Origin of the sequence: Nodosilinea sp. FACHB-131, assembly GCF_014695395.1 — a bacterium.
Classification (GTDB): Bacteria; Cyanobacteriota; Cyanobacteriia; order Phormidesmidales; family Phormidesmidaceae; genus Nodosilinea.
Map to the genome: position 1 here is coordinate 126,202 of NZ_JACJOF010000025.1, position 15,467 is coordinate 141,668.

13 protein-coding genes are annotated in these 15,467 nt (G+C 49.5%); 6 read left to right on the forward strand and 7 right to left on the reverse strand.

Annotated elements, in window-relative coordinates; all coding sequences use genetic code 11:
* The first annotated feature begins 1,051 nt into the window (after positions 1–1,051).
* Positions 1,052–1,576: a hypothetical protein gene (locus H6F75_RS15765; protein WP_190753415.1), complete on the forward strand. Its 525-nt coding sequence runs from the start codon at positions 1,052–1,054 to the stop codon at positions 1,574–1,576.
* Positions 1,577–1,883: 307 nt separating this feature from the next.
* On the opposite strand, the gene H6F75_RS15770 is transcribed toward H6F75_RS15765, so the two are convergent.
* Positions 1,884–2,093, reverse strand: a complete 210-nt coding sequence (locus H6F75_RS15770) for a hypothetical protein (RefSeq protein ID WP_190753416.1) — start codon at positions 2,091–2,093, stop codon at positions 1,884–1,886.
* Positions 2,094–2,346: 253 nt separating this feature from the next.
* On the opposite strand from H6F75_RS15770, the gene H6F75_RS15775 reads away from it, so the two are divergent.
* Both H6F75_RS15775 and H6F75_RS15780 read left to right on the forward strand, forming a co-directional pair.
* The gene (locus H6F75_RS15775) at positions 2,347–2,949 is read left to right on the forward strand and encodes a DJ-1/PfpI family protein (RefSeq protein WP_190753417.1); all 603 of its coding nucleotides are present in this window, start codon (positions 2,347–2,349) and stop codon (positions 2,947–2,949) included.
* Between the two features lie 316 nt (positions 2,950–3,265).
* Positions 3,266–3,817, forward strand: coding sequence for a DinB family protein (locus H6F75_RS15780; protein ID WP_190753418.1), 552 nt, complete (start codon positions 3,266–3,268; stop codon positions 3,815–3,817).
* A 91-nt stretch (positions 3,818–3,908) separates the two neighbouring features.
* On the opposite strand, the gene H6F75_RS15785 is transcribed toward H6F75_RS15780, so the two are convergent.
* The 6 genes from H6F75_RS15785 to H6F75_RS15810 form a co-directional block, all read right to left on the reverse strand.
* The gene (locus tag H6F75_RS15785; protein WP_190753419.1) at positions 3,909–4,280 is read right to left on the reverse strand and encodes a DUF1636 family protein; all 372 of its coding nucleotides are present in this window, start codon (positions 4,278–4,280) and stop codon (positions 3,909–3,911) included.
* Between the two features lie 2 nt (positions 4,281–4,282).
* A complete protein-coding gene (locus tag H6F75_RS15790) occupies positions 4,283–5,113 on the reverse strand; it encodes an iron-siderophore ABC transporter substrate-binding protein (protein ID WP_347710660.1) in 831 nt (276 codons plus the stop codon).
* A gap of 368 nt (positions 5,114–5,481) precedes the next feature.
* Positions 5,482–7,965: a TonB-dependent siderophore receptor gene (locus tag H6F75_RS15795; RefSeq protein WP_190753421.1), complete on the reverse strand. Its 2,484-nt coding sequence runs from the start codon at positions 7,963–7,965 to the stop codon at positions 5,482–5,484.
* Positions 7,966–8,315: 350 nt separating this feature from the next.
* Entirely contained in the window at positions 8,316–9,248 is a 933-nt protein-coding gene (locus H6F75_RS15800; protein WP_190753422.1) for an AraC family transcriptional regulator, read from the reverse strand.
* Positions 9,249–9,559: 311 nt separating this feature from the next.
* The gene (locus H6F75_RS15805) at positions 9,560–10,189 is read right to left on the reverse strand and encodes a response regulator transcription factor (protein ID WP_190753423.1); all 630 of its coding nucleotides are present in this window, start codon (positions 10,187–10,189) and stop codon (positions 9,560–9,562) included.
* On the reverse strand, positions 10,167–11,276 hold the full coding sequence (locus tag H6F75_RS15810) for a sensor histidine kinase (protein WP_206754685.1): 1,110 nt from the start codon (positions 11,274–11,276) through the stop codon (positions 10,167–10,169). The genes H6F75_RS15805 and H6F75_RS15810 overlap by 23 nt, the downstream gene beginning before the upstream one ends.
* Positions 11,277–12,117: 841 nt before the next feature.
* Here H6F75_RS15810 and H6F75_RS15820 point away from each other — a divergent pair.
* The 3 genes from H6F75_RS15820 (at position 12,118) to H6F75_RS15830 (ending at position 15,454) form a co-directional block, all read left to right on the forward strand.
* Positions 12,118–13,302: an ABC exporter membrane fusion protein gene (locus tag H6F75_RS15820; RefSeq protein ID WP_242020042.1), complete on the forward strand. Its 1,185-nt coding sequence runs from the start codon at positions 12,118–12,120 to the stop codon at positions 13,300–13,302.
* A 296-nt stretch (positions 13,303–13,598) separates the two neighbouring features.
* The gene (gene devC / locus H6F75_RS15825; RefSeq protein WP_190753425.1) at positions 13,599–14,765 is read left to right on the forward strand and encodes an ABC transporter permease DevC; all 1,167 of its coding nucleotides are present in this window, start codon (positions 13,599–13,601) and stop codon (positions 14,763–14,765) included.
* 20 nt (positions 14,766–14,785) lie between these two features.
* A complete protein-coding gene (locus tag H6F75_RS15830; RefSeq protein WP_190753426.1) occupies positions 14,786–15,454 on the forward strand; it encodes a GAP family protein in 669 nt (222 codons plus the stop codon).
* The last annotated feature ends 13 nt before the right edge of the window (positions 15,455–15,467 follow it).

Below are 15,467 nucleotides of genomic sequence, written 5' to 3' on the forward strand. Positions count from 1 at the left end.
TTGCAATAGCTTACGCAAATATAGCTGCAGTACTAGCTGACCAGCAGCGGTTCCAAGAAGCTGTGTAGTGAGACTCGTCGCAAGCATATCCCTAGCCTTATTGAGTAGTTGGATGCTGACGGTTGGTAACCTAGAGTGGCACCGGCTGTGTAACAAGTCGATTAAGCGGAAAAAGGAGAAATTTTGGTGATCTGAGATTATCTGCAACCGCTTATATTGGTCATCAGGCCGCTTGAGTTGCTTGCGGGAACAGCCGTTTGAAAGTTATCTATGGAATAATTGCAAGGACAGAATAGACAGCCGTGATTATTTCTTCGGACTTGCTTGATGTCAGCGTCTAGGGGGGTGATAATATCAACTTTAGATTAGTTTTGTATTCGATATTCTCCGCAAAATTTCTATAAATATATACCAGTTCTTTAAACTTTAAATAGGAAGTTTAAATGATACGATTATCAGGACAACCAGGTTTCATACGACCTCGATTACTCATTGCTTTTTTGATTGCCTTCCCTGCTTCTTTCTTATTTATTTGGATATGTCTCTACCTGTTCAGTGTTCCACATTTACTAAATTCAGGTCGTACTATTCCAACCTATGTTGGGTTTCACATTAATTATCCATATCCGTATTTTATTGGATCTATACATGACCTCCGCTGCCGCACCAATGGAGCAGTTGTTGGTCATTCCTTCTCCTGTCGCTTTAATGTGAAACCATCGAATGTTGAGCAGTTTGTTCAGCGGAGGGAGCTACACCCTATCGCAAGTAACCTCTGTATAGAACGGTTAGCTAAACCTGGACCAGAGTTAGCTAAAACGAGTTGGTTTCCTCCAAAGGATTGGTGGAAACCTTTAGACTTAGTCGAAGGACAATGCTACGCAAGAGATCACTTCCTACTGTTCTATTCTTCAATAAGTCAAGTTGCTTATATAAATGATTCTGATCATTAAGAGCGATCGCAGATCTCCTATAGGTTGGGTTGACGGTGGATGTTGGGTTTCGCTAGCTCAACCCAACCTACTAACTAGACTTTAAAGAGGAAGTTTCAATGACACGATTACTAAGACAGCCAGGTTTCATTCGATGTGGATTACTCATTGCTTCCCTGGTTACCTTACCTGCTTCTAGCTTTTTTATTTGGCTGTGTCTCGTCTACCTCGCTGTTCCATATCTGCTAAATTCAGGTCATATTATTTTAATTTATTTTGGGTTTCACATTCAATATCCATATCCGCATCTTATCGGAGCTGTACATAATCTCCGCTGCCGCACTAATGGAGTAGTTATTGCAGATGGCTTTTCCTACTCCTGCCGCTTTAATATAAAACCATCAAATGTTGAGCTGTTTGTTCAGCAGATGGAACTAGCCTCTACTACGAACGACCATTGTATCCAGCGATTAGCTGAACGAAGAAACCAGTTATCTGAACATAGTTGGTTTCCTCCAACGGATTGGTGGAAACCGTTAGACTTAGTTGAAGGAAAATGCTACGTAAAAGGTTCTAGTGACTACACCATATTGTTTTACTCTCCAACAAGTCGAATTGCTTATATAAATGATTCTGATTATTAAGAGCGATCGCAGATCTCTTATAGGCTGGTTGACAAAGCAAACCCAACAATCCCAGAAAGATTTCACTCTCGCCCACTGTGGTATTACATAGTGCTAAATCAACGTTGGGCGTTGGATTACTCTGCAAGAAGGTAAAGCCTACGCTAACTCAACTCAGCCTATTAACTGCTACGTGGGCGATCGCTCCGAAGACTAGCCAGCAGCCAAACATACTAGAGTACAGTTTCAGTGGGCAAAAAAATGGATTAGGCAGCGCCAATCCATTACGTAGCGTTTATCGCCATTAGTCTTAAAGACTACAACGAAATTATTCAGAGTCTTGGTCATCGACTTGCCCCATACCTGCGCCCTCTTCGTCGCGGCGATCGCCGAGCATTTGAGGGACAACAGCAGGATTTGAAAGGATTTCTTGGGGGTCTTTGTCGTAGCCACCCTTATTGACTAAGTCACGAGGATCAAAGGTTTCCGCATCAGTAGCTTCGGCGTTGTCGGGATTGTTATGTTGATTCTCAGTCATAAAACCACTTCTTTTACGTCGGCTCCTAAGAGCACTTGTTTGTTAGCGTAAGCAGCAACAGCGATCGCTTCATCCCTCATCCGCTATACATTGAGTGCGATCGCAAATCTCTTATAGGTTGGGTTGACAAAAGAAACCCAACAATTCCAGGTAGTACATAGTGCTAGATTAACGACGGGTGTTGGGTTACTCTGCGAGAAGGCAACACCTACGCTAGCTCAACCCAACCTACTGACTCCTTCTTACCGCCGACATGCGCATAGCAATCCTCACATTTCAGGGGTTCAACGAACTGGATTCTCTCGTTGCACTGGGCATACTCAACAGAATTAAGCAGCCAAACTGGCAAGTGACGCTGTGTTGCCCCGAGCCAACTGTCACGTCTATGAATGGAGTCACGATCCACGCTCAATCGAGCCTCGACGAAGTTGAGCCTGCCGATGCCGTCATCATTGGCAGCGGCATCAAAACCCGAGAGATAGTAGCTGACAAAGAACTTATGTCGCGGCTGCGCTTAAATCCCCAACGCCAATTGATCGGAGCACAATGCTCCGGAACGCTTATCTTGGCGAAGCTCGGCATGCTCGGTTCCGTACCCGCCTGCACAGACCTCACAACAAAACCCTGGGTTCAAGACGCCGGGGTCGAGGTTCTCAACCAGCCATTCTTCGCAACAGGTAACGTCGCCACAGCCGGCGGTTGCTTCGCCTCGCAATACTTGGCAGCCTGGATCATCGTCAAAAGCGAAGGCGAAGAAGCTGCAAAGGCAGCATTGCACTACGTCGCACCCGTGGGCGAAAAGGAAGAATACGTTTTGCGGACCATGAAAAACATTGCTCCGTACCTTGAGCGCTGACGCCTAACCCCTCACTCAACCGGACAAACAACTGCATGCGATCGCCTAGGCCACGCTTTACTGAGTACGATCGCAGATCTCCCGTAGGTTAGATTTTCTTCGTCAACCCAACCATTTCAAAAGGATTTTGTACCCAACCCACTGTGATACTGCATGAGATTTACCTATTGGGAATAGACCTAGGGTACGTAGAGGAGTGTTGAGGTAACGGTAGGTGTTGAGTTCAGCTAGCTCAACCCAACCTACTAACTAGGCGATAATAAGCACCATATGAGGTCATAATCGGGACAGGATTGAGCTTGGAGTAGAAGCCGTAATGGACTTTTCTGAAATAGCAAAAAGGTTGACTGGATACAAAGCCTGGGCAAATGAAATTACATTTTCAGCCATAAAATCCTTGCCAGAAGGTGAGGCAATCAAAGAACGTAAAACCCGTTTCAGAAACATGGTTCATACGCTCAATCATGCCTATGTCATCGATTGCATCTTTAAAGCTCATCTGGAAAAAGAAATTCACCCATATACTGCAAGAAATACTGAGACTCATCCACCATTAGAAGATCTGTGGCAAGCAGTCAAGACCGTTGACCAGTGGTATGTTGACTATGCTCATTCGATTTCTGAGCAGGAGTGGCTAGACATCGTAAACTTCCAATTCGTTGACGGCGGTGAAGGTGCGATGTCCCGTAGTGAAATCATTCTGCATGTAGTGAATCATGGCACTTATCATCGGGGCTTTGTCAGTGACATGATGTATCAGGTTCCGGCTGTACCCCCAGCGAATGATCTAACTGTTTATTTAAGAGACGTGATATACAGTTCGCAGTTGAACAATTCTGTTGCACACCGACCGAATAAAGCCAGTTAGTGAATTTGAGAGATTACTAGTGGCGGGTGAATAGGGTCGTTGGGTTGACTAAGGAAATCAAACAATCCAGCCTACTAACTGCCCGCCACTCTTAAGGTGCAGGCGGAATTCGCGCCATTCTGCGAGGTTGAAGCTCATCAGGCAACTTGAAGCAGGGCACCATGCCATCTTTGCTATCGAGATATAGCTCAGCCGCCGTGAGCAGATCGGCAGCGCAGGTGGCAGGGTCGAGGTCAGCGAAAAGATAGGTGGGTTTGCCGGTGCCCACGTAGGCGATCGCGCAGGCCTTTTCACAAATGCACAAACACCCCGTCGTCGCGATCGCCAACTCACCCTTGCGAGACCACTGCGAATGTAGCGCCTCCAGGTGCTTCAGCAGGTGCTCCCCGCCCGTTTCCCCATCGCGCTTCTCTTCATCTGCTGAAAAGCCGCAGCTTTTGCACACAATCAACTGGTCAGGCATGCCTACGCTGGCTCCACAAGATATTTAAACAGGTCATCCAAAATGGCATTGGCGGCGATCGGGCCGCTGCCAATCCAATAGCTGGGCACGGTGTAAACACGCCCCGCCTGCACCGCCTTGAGCTGTCGCCAAAGCGGGTCTTGTCGCAGCGCCTCTAGTTTTTGCTTAGCTGTTGCCGTCGCCTCGGGAGTGTTCTCACCCATCCAGAGAAAAATGACATCGCCATCGGCCTGCCCCAGCAGTTCTCGGCTAATGCTGGTTTGAATCGGGTTATCAAACAGGGCCGCTGCCTTATCGGCTCCAATATCTTGAGCGGTCGGTCGGGCCAACCCCGCATCTTGCAACACAGTGCCCGCAAACGAATCCCGCAGGTAGAGATTAATGGTGTCAGGATAAATTCGCACCACCGACACCCGCAGGTCGTTGAGGCGATCACCCATCTGAGCCTTAAAGTCTGCCGTTCTCGCGTCGTAATCGGCCATCGTCTGCTGCGCCGCATCCGCTTGCCCCAATGCCGCCGCCATCTGTTGAAACAGCGTTTTCCACTGACCGCTGTGCTCAAAGCTAAACATGAGCGTTGGCGCAATTTGAGCAGCTTGGGCATAGGCCGCCTGATTGTCGTTCAGCCCCACAATCAAATCGGGCTTGAGAGCCAGCACCTGCTCTAGATTGGGTTCTCCCGTCAGCCCGACGTTCTCGACCTGGGCCATTTGCTCGGCCATGTGATCCATCAAGCCGCCCATGGCCGTGGCAATGGGGGAGAGGCCAGATGCGATCGCATACTCAAACGTCACCCCATCCAGCGTCACCAATCGCTCATAGGTTTCCGGCACACAGGTCGTTCCAGCTGCATGTTCAACCTCAGTGCAATCCACCGCAGTCGATTGATCGACGGTTGATTCTCCCCCCTGACAAGCGACTACTAATCCCAAGGTCACCAGCGCCAGGACAAGTTTGATTGCCCACTGTTTTAGAACTCGTAAGTTCAAATGTCTAACCTCACTCACTTATCTTGCGATCGCTTATTCACTCAGGTCCGTCCCAATCTGTCGATCAACCCGCGGGAAGGAAGCTGTACCTAAATCCCTCTTCCTGAGGAAGAGGGACGTTGAAAATCCGGTTCCCCTTCTCCCCAAGGGAGAAGGGGTTAGGGGATGAGGGCCACAAACTTGCAGAAGCAGGATGCACCCTACTAACTTTCCTAAAACTCCACCCCCACCCTAGCTGAAACCGTCAGCGGGGCTCCGGGAGTTACTCCCAAAAACTGATCCGACGAGGTGAAATAACGGCTGTTGAATAGGTTTTCAACATTGAGCTGGGCTCGCCAGTTGTCGCGGCGATAAAACAGCGCTGCATCGGTGCGAAAATAGCTGGGCAGCGTAAAACTATTGTCAGAATTGCCCGCTCGCTGACTGACGTAATACAGTCCCAGACCAAAACCTAGACCCTCCAAACTTCCCTCTTGTAGTTCGTAGGTGCTCCACAGGCTGAACTGGTTGTCGGGCACATTGGCCAGACTGTTGCCCACCGGAATAGAGTTATCTTGGCTGACAAAAGCATCCAGCAGGGTGTAGTTGGCGGTGAGGTTCCACCCCGGCAAAATTTCGCCACCCAGACCTAGCTCAAAGCCTCGGCTGGCCACTTCTCCAGTTTGGATGGTAAACGCTGGGTCGTCGGGATCAGTGGTTTGCACATTTTGGCGGCGAATATCGAACAGGGCCGCTGTAAAGCTGAGGCTGTCGGTAATATCGCCCTTAACCCCCACCTCAAACTGTCGGCCCCGCTCGGGGGCGAAGGTGGAGTCGTCAGCGTTGCGGCTGGCCCCAAAGGAAGGCTGAAATGAAGTGGTGTAGGAGGCGTAGAGCGACACCGGCTCGATCGGCTGATAAACAATGCCGACCCGAGGCGAAAGAGCGCTGTCTGTCTGTCTAAATTCTTCGCGGGGCTGGCCGATGTCGCGGGTCGTGCGAAACTGATCGGCGGTGTCGTAGCGCACCCCAGCCAGCAGCTTGAGATTCGGCAAAATATCGATCTGATCTTGCAGATAAATGCCTACGGTTCTAATCGTGTCGTCCCTAAAGAATTCGGGTTCGATCGCGTAGGGAGTGCCCGTGTAAACCGGGTTAAAAATATTGATGGAGTTGTAGGAATTGCTGAACTGAAACTCGGGTTGCTCCAGCGTGTTGCGATATTCAACGCCAAACAATACCTGGTGAGGAATGGAGCCGGTGTTAAAACGCCCAACAGCTTCTGCATTAGTGTAAAAGCGCTGGTAGGTGCCACCCGCAAAGTAGGCCAAGCGCCCCAGCTCGCCGGTCGTTTCATCCAGCGAATCAAATAGGGGAGCGTAGCGGCGCGGCGCATATCGTTGGTACTGGAGGGTATGGCGCAGATCAAGATTCTCGTTAACCTCGTGGTTGAGACGATAACCAAGGTTGAACTGCTCTTGGGAAAATTCGCCAAAGTCTTCGCCCAAGAAGCGATCGCGCGGCAGATCGATAATGCCATTGGCACCCACCACCAACCCTTCATCGATAGTTTCGCGATCGCTCGTATACTGCCCATACACATCCAGCGAGGTGCTGGGGCTAATATCCCAGGTGATGATCGGCGAAATCAGCAGCCTTCGGCCATCCACCAGGTTGCGGAAGCTGTTGAGATTTTCGTAGGACACATTAAGTCGGTAGCGAAGAGTGCTGTCGTCTGTGATGGGTCCCGATAGGTCAACCGCTCCGTCGTAGCTGCCAAAGCTATCGACACCCGCAGAGATGTCATAAAACGGCTCACTCAGCGGGCGCTTGGGTACCAGGTTAATAATGCCACCCGGCTCACCCTGGCCAAACAGCACCGAGGCCGGCCCGCGCAGCACCTCGACCCGCTCGATGTCATTGGTGCTCAGCCCCCCCAGCGAAACCGCCTCGACCCCATCGCGAAAAACACCGCCTCGGTTCTCAAAGCCGCGAATCAAAAAGCCAGGGCCAAACACGCTCAGCCCCCGACCGCCATTGTCGGCCACCGAACCCGCTGTCTCTAGGGCATTGCCCAACTCCCGCGCATCGCGGTCTTCAATCACTGCCTGAGGAATCACCTGAATCGACTGGGGAATGTCGCGCAGGGGCGTGTCGGTGCGCGTGGCCGTGCTGGAGTCGCTAGGCGCATAGCCCTCATCGCCCTCACCCGTCACCCCGATGCGAATGACTTCCTCCTCCCCAGAGGCCAAGCTTTGCCCTGGTGTAACGCCCAGCACCAGCCCGGCCACCCCAGAGCTCACATTCACCGCTGGCGGTCCATCGCTGCCGGTAATCGACACTCGCACCCGGTTATCTTCCAAGCTAGTGACGCTCACCAGGGCAATGCCCTCAGCAGGCCCAAACTGCTCAAAACTCTCGCCCTCCGGCAAGGCCAGCACCGCATTGGGAATGTCGGTCACCAGCGCATTGCCGACTACCGAAGTGGTGGGTTCTGCCAGCGCTCCGTCGGCATCTAGCACCAGGCGAATTCCCTGACCGTCGGGTTCTACCCGCACGCCAGTAATTTGCGTTGCCCCCTGGGCCAGATTGAGATCTGCTGCCTGCCCGCTGGGTGCCGCCTCCAGTAACGGCAGCGCCGTTTCAGCCTGAGCCGCCATTGGCACTAGCGCCAGCCATCCCGCCAACAATACCAACCGCTGCAATCGAACTCCCATCACACCACCTGTAAATCGTTGAGGACAATGCCTTAGCTGCCTATAGCTTTGAGGCAATCAGGAATACTTCTCAACAAGATACAGGGCAGTGGCAGTCGCTAAAGCGAAAGATGATCCCTAGACGGAGTTTTTGCGATCAGATTTGGGAGTTTTTGGGAGCAAGTGGGGGAGTGGGCGGGTGGATGGGTGAGTGGGTAGGAGGGTAGGAGGGTTAGGCAAAGTGTGCGACGAATGAGGGGTAGAAAACCAATTTCCCTATCTTTATCATTTAGGTGTGCGGTGCAGAGCATGAAGCGGAACCATCCACCCATCCACCCTCCTACCCATCCACCCTCCTACCCACCCACCCCTCACGCCCTCCTCCCCCTCACATACACCCCCGGATTCACTCCATACTTGCGGCGAAAGGCGGCGGCGAAGTGGCCCCGGCTGGCAAAGCCCACGGCCTCGGCGGCGGCGGTGACGCTGAGGTCGCCCGATTCGAGTAGCTGGCGCGATCGCTCCATACGGTGCTCGTGCAGATAGCCAAACACCGTGGTGCCAAACACCTGACGAAAGCCCACCTTGAGCTTGTGGTCATTGATGCCCACCGCCCGCGCCAGCTCAATCAGCGTGGGGGGATGGGCAATCTGGCGGCACAGCAGCTTACTGGCGTAGTGGATGCGTTCTACATCGTCGGCTTTGAGGGCTGGTGGGCTGAAGCTATCAGACATTGTTTTCAAGTCTTCAATTAGCAGCGCCATCAGCTCCCACACTTTGCTTTCCAGGTAGAGCCGCTGGGTTAGCCCTTGAAATGGACAGTGCAAAATCGCCTGCACCGCCATTTGCATCGCCGCTGTGGGAGTGCCAGAGCGCTCCAGGTAGCGTTGATCCGCAGGGCGCAACAGGTCTAGAAGATCATCGCAGGCTTCCCCAATCCACTGGTGAAAGGCGTAAGGATCGATATGGACGTTGATCCCTACAATCCGTTGATTGCCGGGAACCCGCCAAGCCTCCGCCGGAGCTAGACCACTGCCAAAGAAGACGTAGCGCTGGCTGCTTTTGCCGCTGCTCTGAACTTGCTCAAAGATAAACTCCAGCGGATGTTCGCGATCGCAGTGTCTAATCTCCAAATCATCGTGCAGACAGAACTCTTCCATACAAAGTTCGACGCCCTCGCGCAGAGCCACATAGCGCTGTTGCCCCTGACCGAGAGCAGCAGGATAAGCCGTTACTTCGCTGTCTGTTGCGGTAGCCTCGTCGAGCCAGTTCGCGTAGTCAGCTTGGGAAAGGGTAATGGTCATAGCGATGGGCGCAGCAGCGCTATAGGAATAAACAGGAGCGATAAAACGGGGTTGCCCCAACGCCAGCCGACAACTCCTCGTAGACAGGCTTTTGGAGCAACCCCTAGCAATCTACATCCAAAGCATCAGATGCCAGAGAGGATGGAAAAATTTTATCCTAATTGGCACCGATTCTCAATAGTTTAGATTTTAGGTTTTGTCTTGAGCCTCTCTTGGGTAGAGTGGGTCAGTAGCGATCGCCGTCGTCAAGGGCTTTGCCGAGCGATCGCAGGTTCCCACGAATGCTTTTGGAGTCAATGCTGTGGCGATCGCTAATCTAAATTTCCATGTGCCCAGAGTGCAGCTTGAGTGCGATCGCTCAAATCTAGCTCGCTCAGAACCCGGCTGATGTAGTTTCTGACGGTTCCTTCGGTAATATGCAGGGTTTTGGCAATTTCACGGTTTGTCTTTCCCTGTCCTAGTAGCTTGAGAACCTCTAGCTCCCGTTCACTTAAGGCTAAATTAGCTGGGGTAGCACTAACAGGTTGTTGAAGCTGGGCAAAGACTTTAGGTGCGATCGTTGGCCCGAGCTGACTGTGTCCTTTATGAATTGTGCGGATAGCATCAGCCACCTGTCCAGAGGGAGTGTTTTTGAGTAGGTATCCAGTTGCTCCTGCCTTCAGCGACTCCCACACATAGTCATCCTCGTCGAACGTTGTCAGCACCAAGATACGAATCCACGGATAGCTGCGGAGAATTTCACGAGTAGCTGTAACGCCATCACATTTGGGCATGCGAATGTCCATGAGAATGACATCGGGCTGAAGCGTCCCGGTCAGGTCGATCGCCGCTCTTCCATCCGCTGCCTGTCCTACCACTTCGATGTCTGTCTCTAGGGACAACAAAGAGGCTAACCCTTCTCGAAAGAAGGATTGGTCATCAACGACGAGCACTCGAATCATAAGGCATCACAATTTTGATTTGCGTTCCCTGATCGGAACCCGTACTAATTTTAAGGGTTCCACCCAAGAGTTCTACCCGTTCCTGCATTCCTGGCAAACCGCATCCAGTCAATGGCTGCTTCAGATCAAACCCTTGACCATCATCTTGCAGCGTCACCACGATCGCGTCTGATTCAACCAGTCCCCGCAGCGTCACCTGAGCTGCTTTGGCGTGCTTTTGAATGTTAATTAAGCCTTCCTTCAAAATGCAGTAAAGCTGATAACTCGATTGCAGGGAGAGGGCAGGCAAACTTAAATTTACTTGAGTGGCAATTCCCTGCTGGCGCATCTGCTCAAGTCGTTCGTGTAGCGCTTCATTAAGATTGAAACTGGACCGATGGCGCATGGTTTGAACCAGTTGCCGCACATCTTGTAGGCACTGACTCACCAATAGAGCGGCATTGTCTACCGAATCGAAGGATTTCGCTAAATCGCGATCGCGCAATTTCTGAGCAACTTCCAGCTGTACTCCCAATGAAGTGAGGGTGTGCCCTAGAGAATCATGAATCTCTCTCGCAATCCGCAGACGTTCTAGTTTGGCGCTCAAAACTTCTACTTCTTGCGACAATGCTTCTGCCTGCTGGCGGCTTTCGCGTTCTGCCACAATGACAAAGCCAAGCAAAACGACAAAAACACCGGCGCTGACATAATACAGTAATGCATGCAGCAGCGTCGTGTACAAATTAGACTGCAAAGTGACACTATCAAACTCTAGGAGTTTTCGTTGAATCAGTGATGGATACAGCCAGGCAAAACTAGCCAACCAGACCACTCCACCCATAACGTTAGTCAAAATGACTTCGTGGCGACTCAATAGGAAACACGCCTTGATTAGTAGCAAATAAAGTACATAACTAGTTTCGATCCCAGACGCGATCGCAACGCCCGCCAATCCCATCTCCAGCACAACGTAAGCGCGGCGCTGCCAAAGTGGACGATCGAGCGGCAAGATAAAGCTGAAACAGAAAAAGAGCGTGCTAAACACAACACATTTGACGATTAGCTTAGGCGTGGAGGCTTCGTCAAACACATAAATCAAGATTGTCATGAATAGCAGGAGCCACTCACCAAGGCGCAGTGTACGGCGAAGTGATGGAGAAGAGCCAGTATCTAGATTCATTGAATAGACTAACCGTCCTGTTCTCTCTAATTTGCGCGACCGCCTGCCAATCCAGATATGACACCTATCAAGTTTAGACATGACAAGTGTCATCCGTTTCCATGATAGCTGTAGGTATCAGAAACGCTGTGGATGGTTTTAGATGATTTGTAGATGAGCCGTTGAACCACGTATGCAGCCAGACTACTCAAGCTCTCAAACTACCATTCACCACTTAGCAAGGCTGAGCAATTGTATTTTTGCCCTAGAAATAGCAATCACCCTTATGAGCTTTGAGCTGCTAGAAATCGTTCAATTGCTGTCAAACTTGGAAATTAATCAATTTTTAATTTGACAACTTAAGTCCCTTAGCATCTATATCATCACCTTCATTCTGGCTGCCTTTTATTGGATCAACCACGCTCAACAGTTTAGTTACTTTGGAAAGACTAATAAAGCTCATTTGTTTATAACTTGTACTTAATGAGTTTATTAGTGATTCCGTTCTCGAATGTTAATGACAAAGATTTAAATTGTCAAATCATTCGATTGAGGCAAGTAAAAGCACCAGTTGAATCTATTTGTACCTTAATGTCAATTCCAGTCGCACTAGTTAATCCGAATTTATTAGATATGGTCTGGTTGTTAATCCTGGTTATCTCTTTAATGACGAATAAGACTCCCAAACAGACGCCTGGATCCGATGTAATACCAATTTCAACTTAAGTAGTTATTTCAATCTTATTGCTTAATTTGTCGTTTCAAATTTCATCGTCTCTGCTAGCCGCTAATGCTGACCATTATGAATTTGCAGTTGCTGTCAAAACCATCTAATCGTTGGATGCTTGCCTTGGTCGTTGTTGCATCTACCATTACAGCAGGAATTGCTTACTACGGCATTTCGCAATTTTCTGTAGAGAAACCAGCAGAGAACACTCAGATTACCCCGATTATTCAGTCTATTGTGGCGCTGGGTCGGTTAGAACCTGAAACTGAGGTGACAAAAGTGTCAGTTCCAGCCACGCTCAGTAACGATCGCGTTGCCCAGCTCCTCGTCAAACGGGGCGAGCGAGTCGAAGCCAACCAATTAATTGCGATTCTAGACAGCCACGATCGGTTACAAGGCGCTCTCCTAGAAGCCGAACAACAAGTCGTCGTTGCCCAAGCAGAGCTTGCCCAGGTTAAAGCCGGAGCAAAATCGGGCGAAATTGAGGCACAACAAGCAGAAATTGAGCGTTTGCAGGCAGAGCTAGCAGGTGAAACTCGGCGACAGCAAGCAACCTTAACGAGTTTAGAAGCCGGGGTTAATAACGCCCGCGCTGAATACAGCCGTTATCAATCGCTTTATCAGGTAGGAGCAATCTCTGCATCTGAGTTTGACCAGAAGCGACTAGCTTTCGAGAACGCACAGGCACAATTTAATGAGGGAAAAGCGAATCAAGGCCGGACGGCTGATACATTGCAGGCACAAATTGAGTCAGCTAGAGCTAACTTAAACAGCATTGCGGAAGTGCGCCCAACGGATGTGCAAACTGCACAGGCAAAAGTTGATCAAGCGATCGCTGCTGCTAAGCGAGCCGCAGCAGATTTGAGACAAGCAGTCGTGCGATCGCCCCAAGCAGGACAAATTCTTGAAATCTATGCCAAGGCAGGAGAAGTGGTGAATGAAAAAGGTATTGCGGATCTGGGGCAAACTCGCCAGATGCACGTAGTTGCCGAAGTTTATCAAAGTGACATCGAAAAAATTCGCATTGGGCAACAGGCAGTGATTACAGGTGAACCTTTTTCTGGAGAACTGCGCGGCACAGTGGAGGAAATGGGGCTGCAAGTGAGCCAGCAGGAGATCTTCAATAGTCAGCCAGGCGAGAACCTAGATCAGCGGGTGGTGAAAGTCAGAATTCGGCTCAATGCATCGGACAGCGACCGTGTTTCAGGGTTGACGAATTTGCAAGTGCAGGTTGCCATTCAACCCTAAAGCGTTTGTATCCTCACCGATAACCAATCAGTTGATTCTTATCTTAATTGAAAAAAACATGCGCAGTTATTGTATACGGCGCAACTAAAGGACCTTTCAAGCCGTGAAATAGAAGTTCTTAAATGATGGTTGAAGGACAAGGTAACACCAAAATGCTGGGCGTTACATCTCAGTTCAAATACTGTCAAAACGCATTTCAAAAGTACTTTAAGCAGTTTTTGAGCTGATAATTGCGTTCAAGCGGTTGTTTTTGCTCTTCGTCATGGTTTGGCCTAAAGCGTGGAAAAGAGTTACCTATGTTTCGCAAAATATTTCGTAAAACACCTTTAGCATGGTTTCAGCTCAAACGGGAAAAAACCCGCCTTGCGGTGGCTTTGGCGGGAATTGCCTTTGCCGATATTCTGATGTTTTTTCAACTGGGATTGCTCGATGCCCTGTTTGAGTCTGCCGTAAAACCCTATGCCTCTCTGCAAGGGGATCTGTTTCTAGTTAACCCATTATTTGAGAGCCTAGGTGGGGTGAGAAGCTTTCCTAGGCAGCAACTATATCAGGCAGCAGGCACTAAAGAAGTTGAATCGATCAACTATCTCTACATTGGCCAGGGCGAGTGGCGCAATGCTCAAACTCTAGCAGATCAGTCCACAATGGTATTTGCCATTGATCCTAATAATTCAGCAATCACGCTGTCAGATGTACAAGCACACCAGAGTGAGCTTAAGCTGCTGAATCGAATGCTCTACGATCGCGCTGGTGCGAAACACTTTTTTGGCAATGTAGTTGAAGAACTTCAGCAGTTTGGCTCGGTACCAATTCAGTTTAATAACTTTCAAGTCAAGGTAGTTGGAACATTTTTCATGGGAGCATCATTCTCAGCTAATGGGAATGTCATTACGAGTCACTCAACTTTCCTTCGGCTTTTTCCAGATCGCCAGCCCGATGAAATTGATATTGGAGTCATCCAGTTGAAACCGGGTACTGATATTAAGCAGTCTAAGGCTGCGATGCAATCGGAGCTTAAAAACGTTCTGATCCTGACGCATGAAGAGTTTGTCGAACGTGAAAAAAAATACTGGCAGACCACTAGTCCGATTGGGATTTTGTTTGGATTTGGCGCTGTCATTGGTTTTGTCGTTGGCACCATTATTGTCTATCAAATCCTCTATTCAGACGTATCAGACCATTTGCCGGAATATGCCACGCTGAAAGCAATGGGCTACAGCGACAGTTATTTAATTGGCGTACTCATCCAGGAAGCGCTGATTATGGCAGTTCTAGGGTTCATTCCAGGATTTATCATTTCGATTGGACTGTATTCGGTTGCTGCCGCTGCAACTTTTCTACCAATTGGTATGACAACCAGCCGCACGATCCTTGTGTTGACGCTGACGATTGTAATGTGTGCGGCATCAGGAGGAATTGCAATGCGCAAACTGCAATCTGCTGATCCGGCCGATATTTTTTAGTTCTTACCCAATGTAGTCAGATGCCATCCTTACTTGCCTATCTTGTTGCGATCGCGGCACTAGACAGCCTCAACCCCACTACTACAGCAGTCCAAATGTATCTGCTCAGTACACCCAAGCCAGTTCCTCGCTCAGTTTCGTTTATTACAGGAGTATTCATTACTTATTGGACAGCTGGATTGGTAGTAGCATTTGGAGCAAGTCGGTTGACTATCAATTTACCAAATCTGCCACCTTTACTGATATACACGTTGCAACTGGTCATTGGCGTCGTTTTATTAATAGTGGGTTGGAATCTTAATCGGTTTTCGGCCGATCCCCAAGAAGCTAAACGCCCTGCTCAATTAACAATCGCCCAAACCTTCCTATTTGGTAGCGCTGCAACGCTTTGGGATTTTCCAACTGCACTGCCTTATTTAGCAGCGATCGAGCGAATTGTGCGATCGCAGGTTGATCTCTTCACCACAATAAGTATTCTAGCAATCTATAACGCGATCTTTGTCTTTCCACTAATTGCTCTATTAGGGCTCTATATCTGCCTAGGTGACCATAGTGCTAACTTAATCCAAGCAACTAATCGCTCAGTGCAAAAATGGGGACACAAAATATTGCGAGTCCTATTAATTGGACTAGGTATTCTCCTAATTGCAGACTGCATTGCTTTTTCCCTAGGCCATCCAATTTTCTGATCGCTTATACCAA

What these genes read in the sequence shown, in the direction of transcription:
- H6F75_RS15765 (WP_190753415.1), top strand. Translation starts at nt 1,052, where the DNA reads ATGACACGATTACTAAGACAGCCAGGTTTCATTCGATGTGGATTACTC.
- H6F75_RS15770 (WP_190753416.1), bottom strand. Translation starts at nt 2,093, where the DNA reads ATGACTGAGAATCAACATAACAATCCCGACAACGCCGAAGCTACTGAT.
- H6F75_RS15775 (WP_190753417.1), top strand. Translation starts at nt 2,347, where the DNA reads ATGCGCATAGCAATCCTCACATTTCAGGGGTTCAACGAACTGGATTCT.
- H6F75_RS15780 (WP_190753418.1), top strand. Translation starts at nt 3,266, where the DNA reads ATGGACTTTTCTGAAATAGCAAAAAGGTTGACTGGATACAAAGCCTGG.
- H6F75_RS15785 (WP_190753419.1), bottom strand. Translation starts at nt 4,280, where the DNA reads ATGCCTGACCAGTTGATTGTGTGCAAAAGCTGCGGCTTTTCAGCAGAT.
- H6F75_RS15795 (WP_190753421.1), bottom strand. Translation starts at nt 7,965, where the DNA reads ATGGGAGTTCGATTGCAGCGGTTGGTATTGTTGGCGGGATGGCTGGCG.
- H6F75_RS15800 (WP_190753422.1), bottom strand. Translation starts at nt 9,248, where the DNA reads ATGACCATTACCCTTTCCCAAGCTGACTACGCGAACTGGCTCGACGAG.
- H6F75_RS15805 (WP_190753423.1), bottom strand. Translation starts at nt 10,189, where the DNA reads ATGATTCGAGTGCTCGTCGTTGATGACCAATCCTTCTTTCGAGAAGGG.
- H6F75_RS15810 (WP_206754685.1), bottom strand. Translation starts at nt 11,276, where the DNA reads ATGACAATCTTGATTTATGTGTTTGACGAAGCCTCCACGCCTAAGCTA.
- H6F75_RS15820 (WP_242020042.1), top strand. Translation starts at nt 12,118, where the DNA reads ATGCTGACCATTATGAATTTGCAGTTGCTGTCAAAACCATCTAATCGT.
- devC (WP_190753425.1), top strand. Translation starts at nt 13,599, where the DNA reads ATGTTTCGCAAAATATTTCGTAAAACACCTTTAGCATGGTTTCAGCTC.
- H6F75_RS15830 (WP_190753426.1), top strand. Translation starts at nt 14,786, where the DNA reads ATGCCATCCTTACTTGCCTATCTTGTTGCGATCGCGGCACTAGACAGC.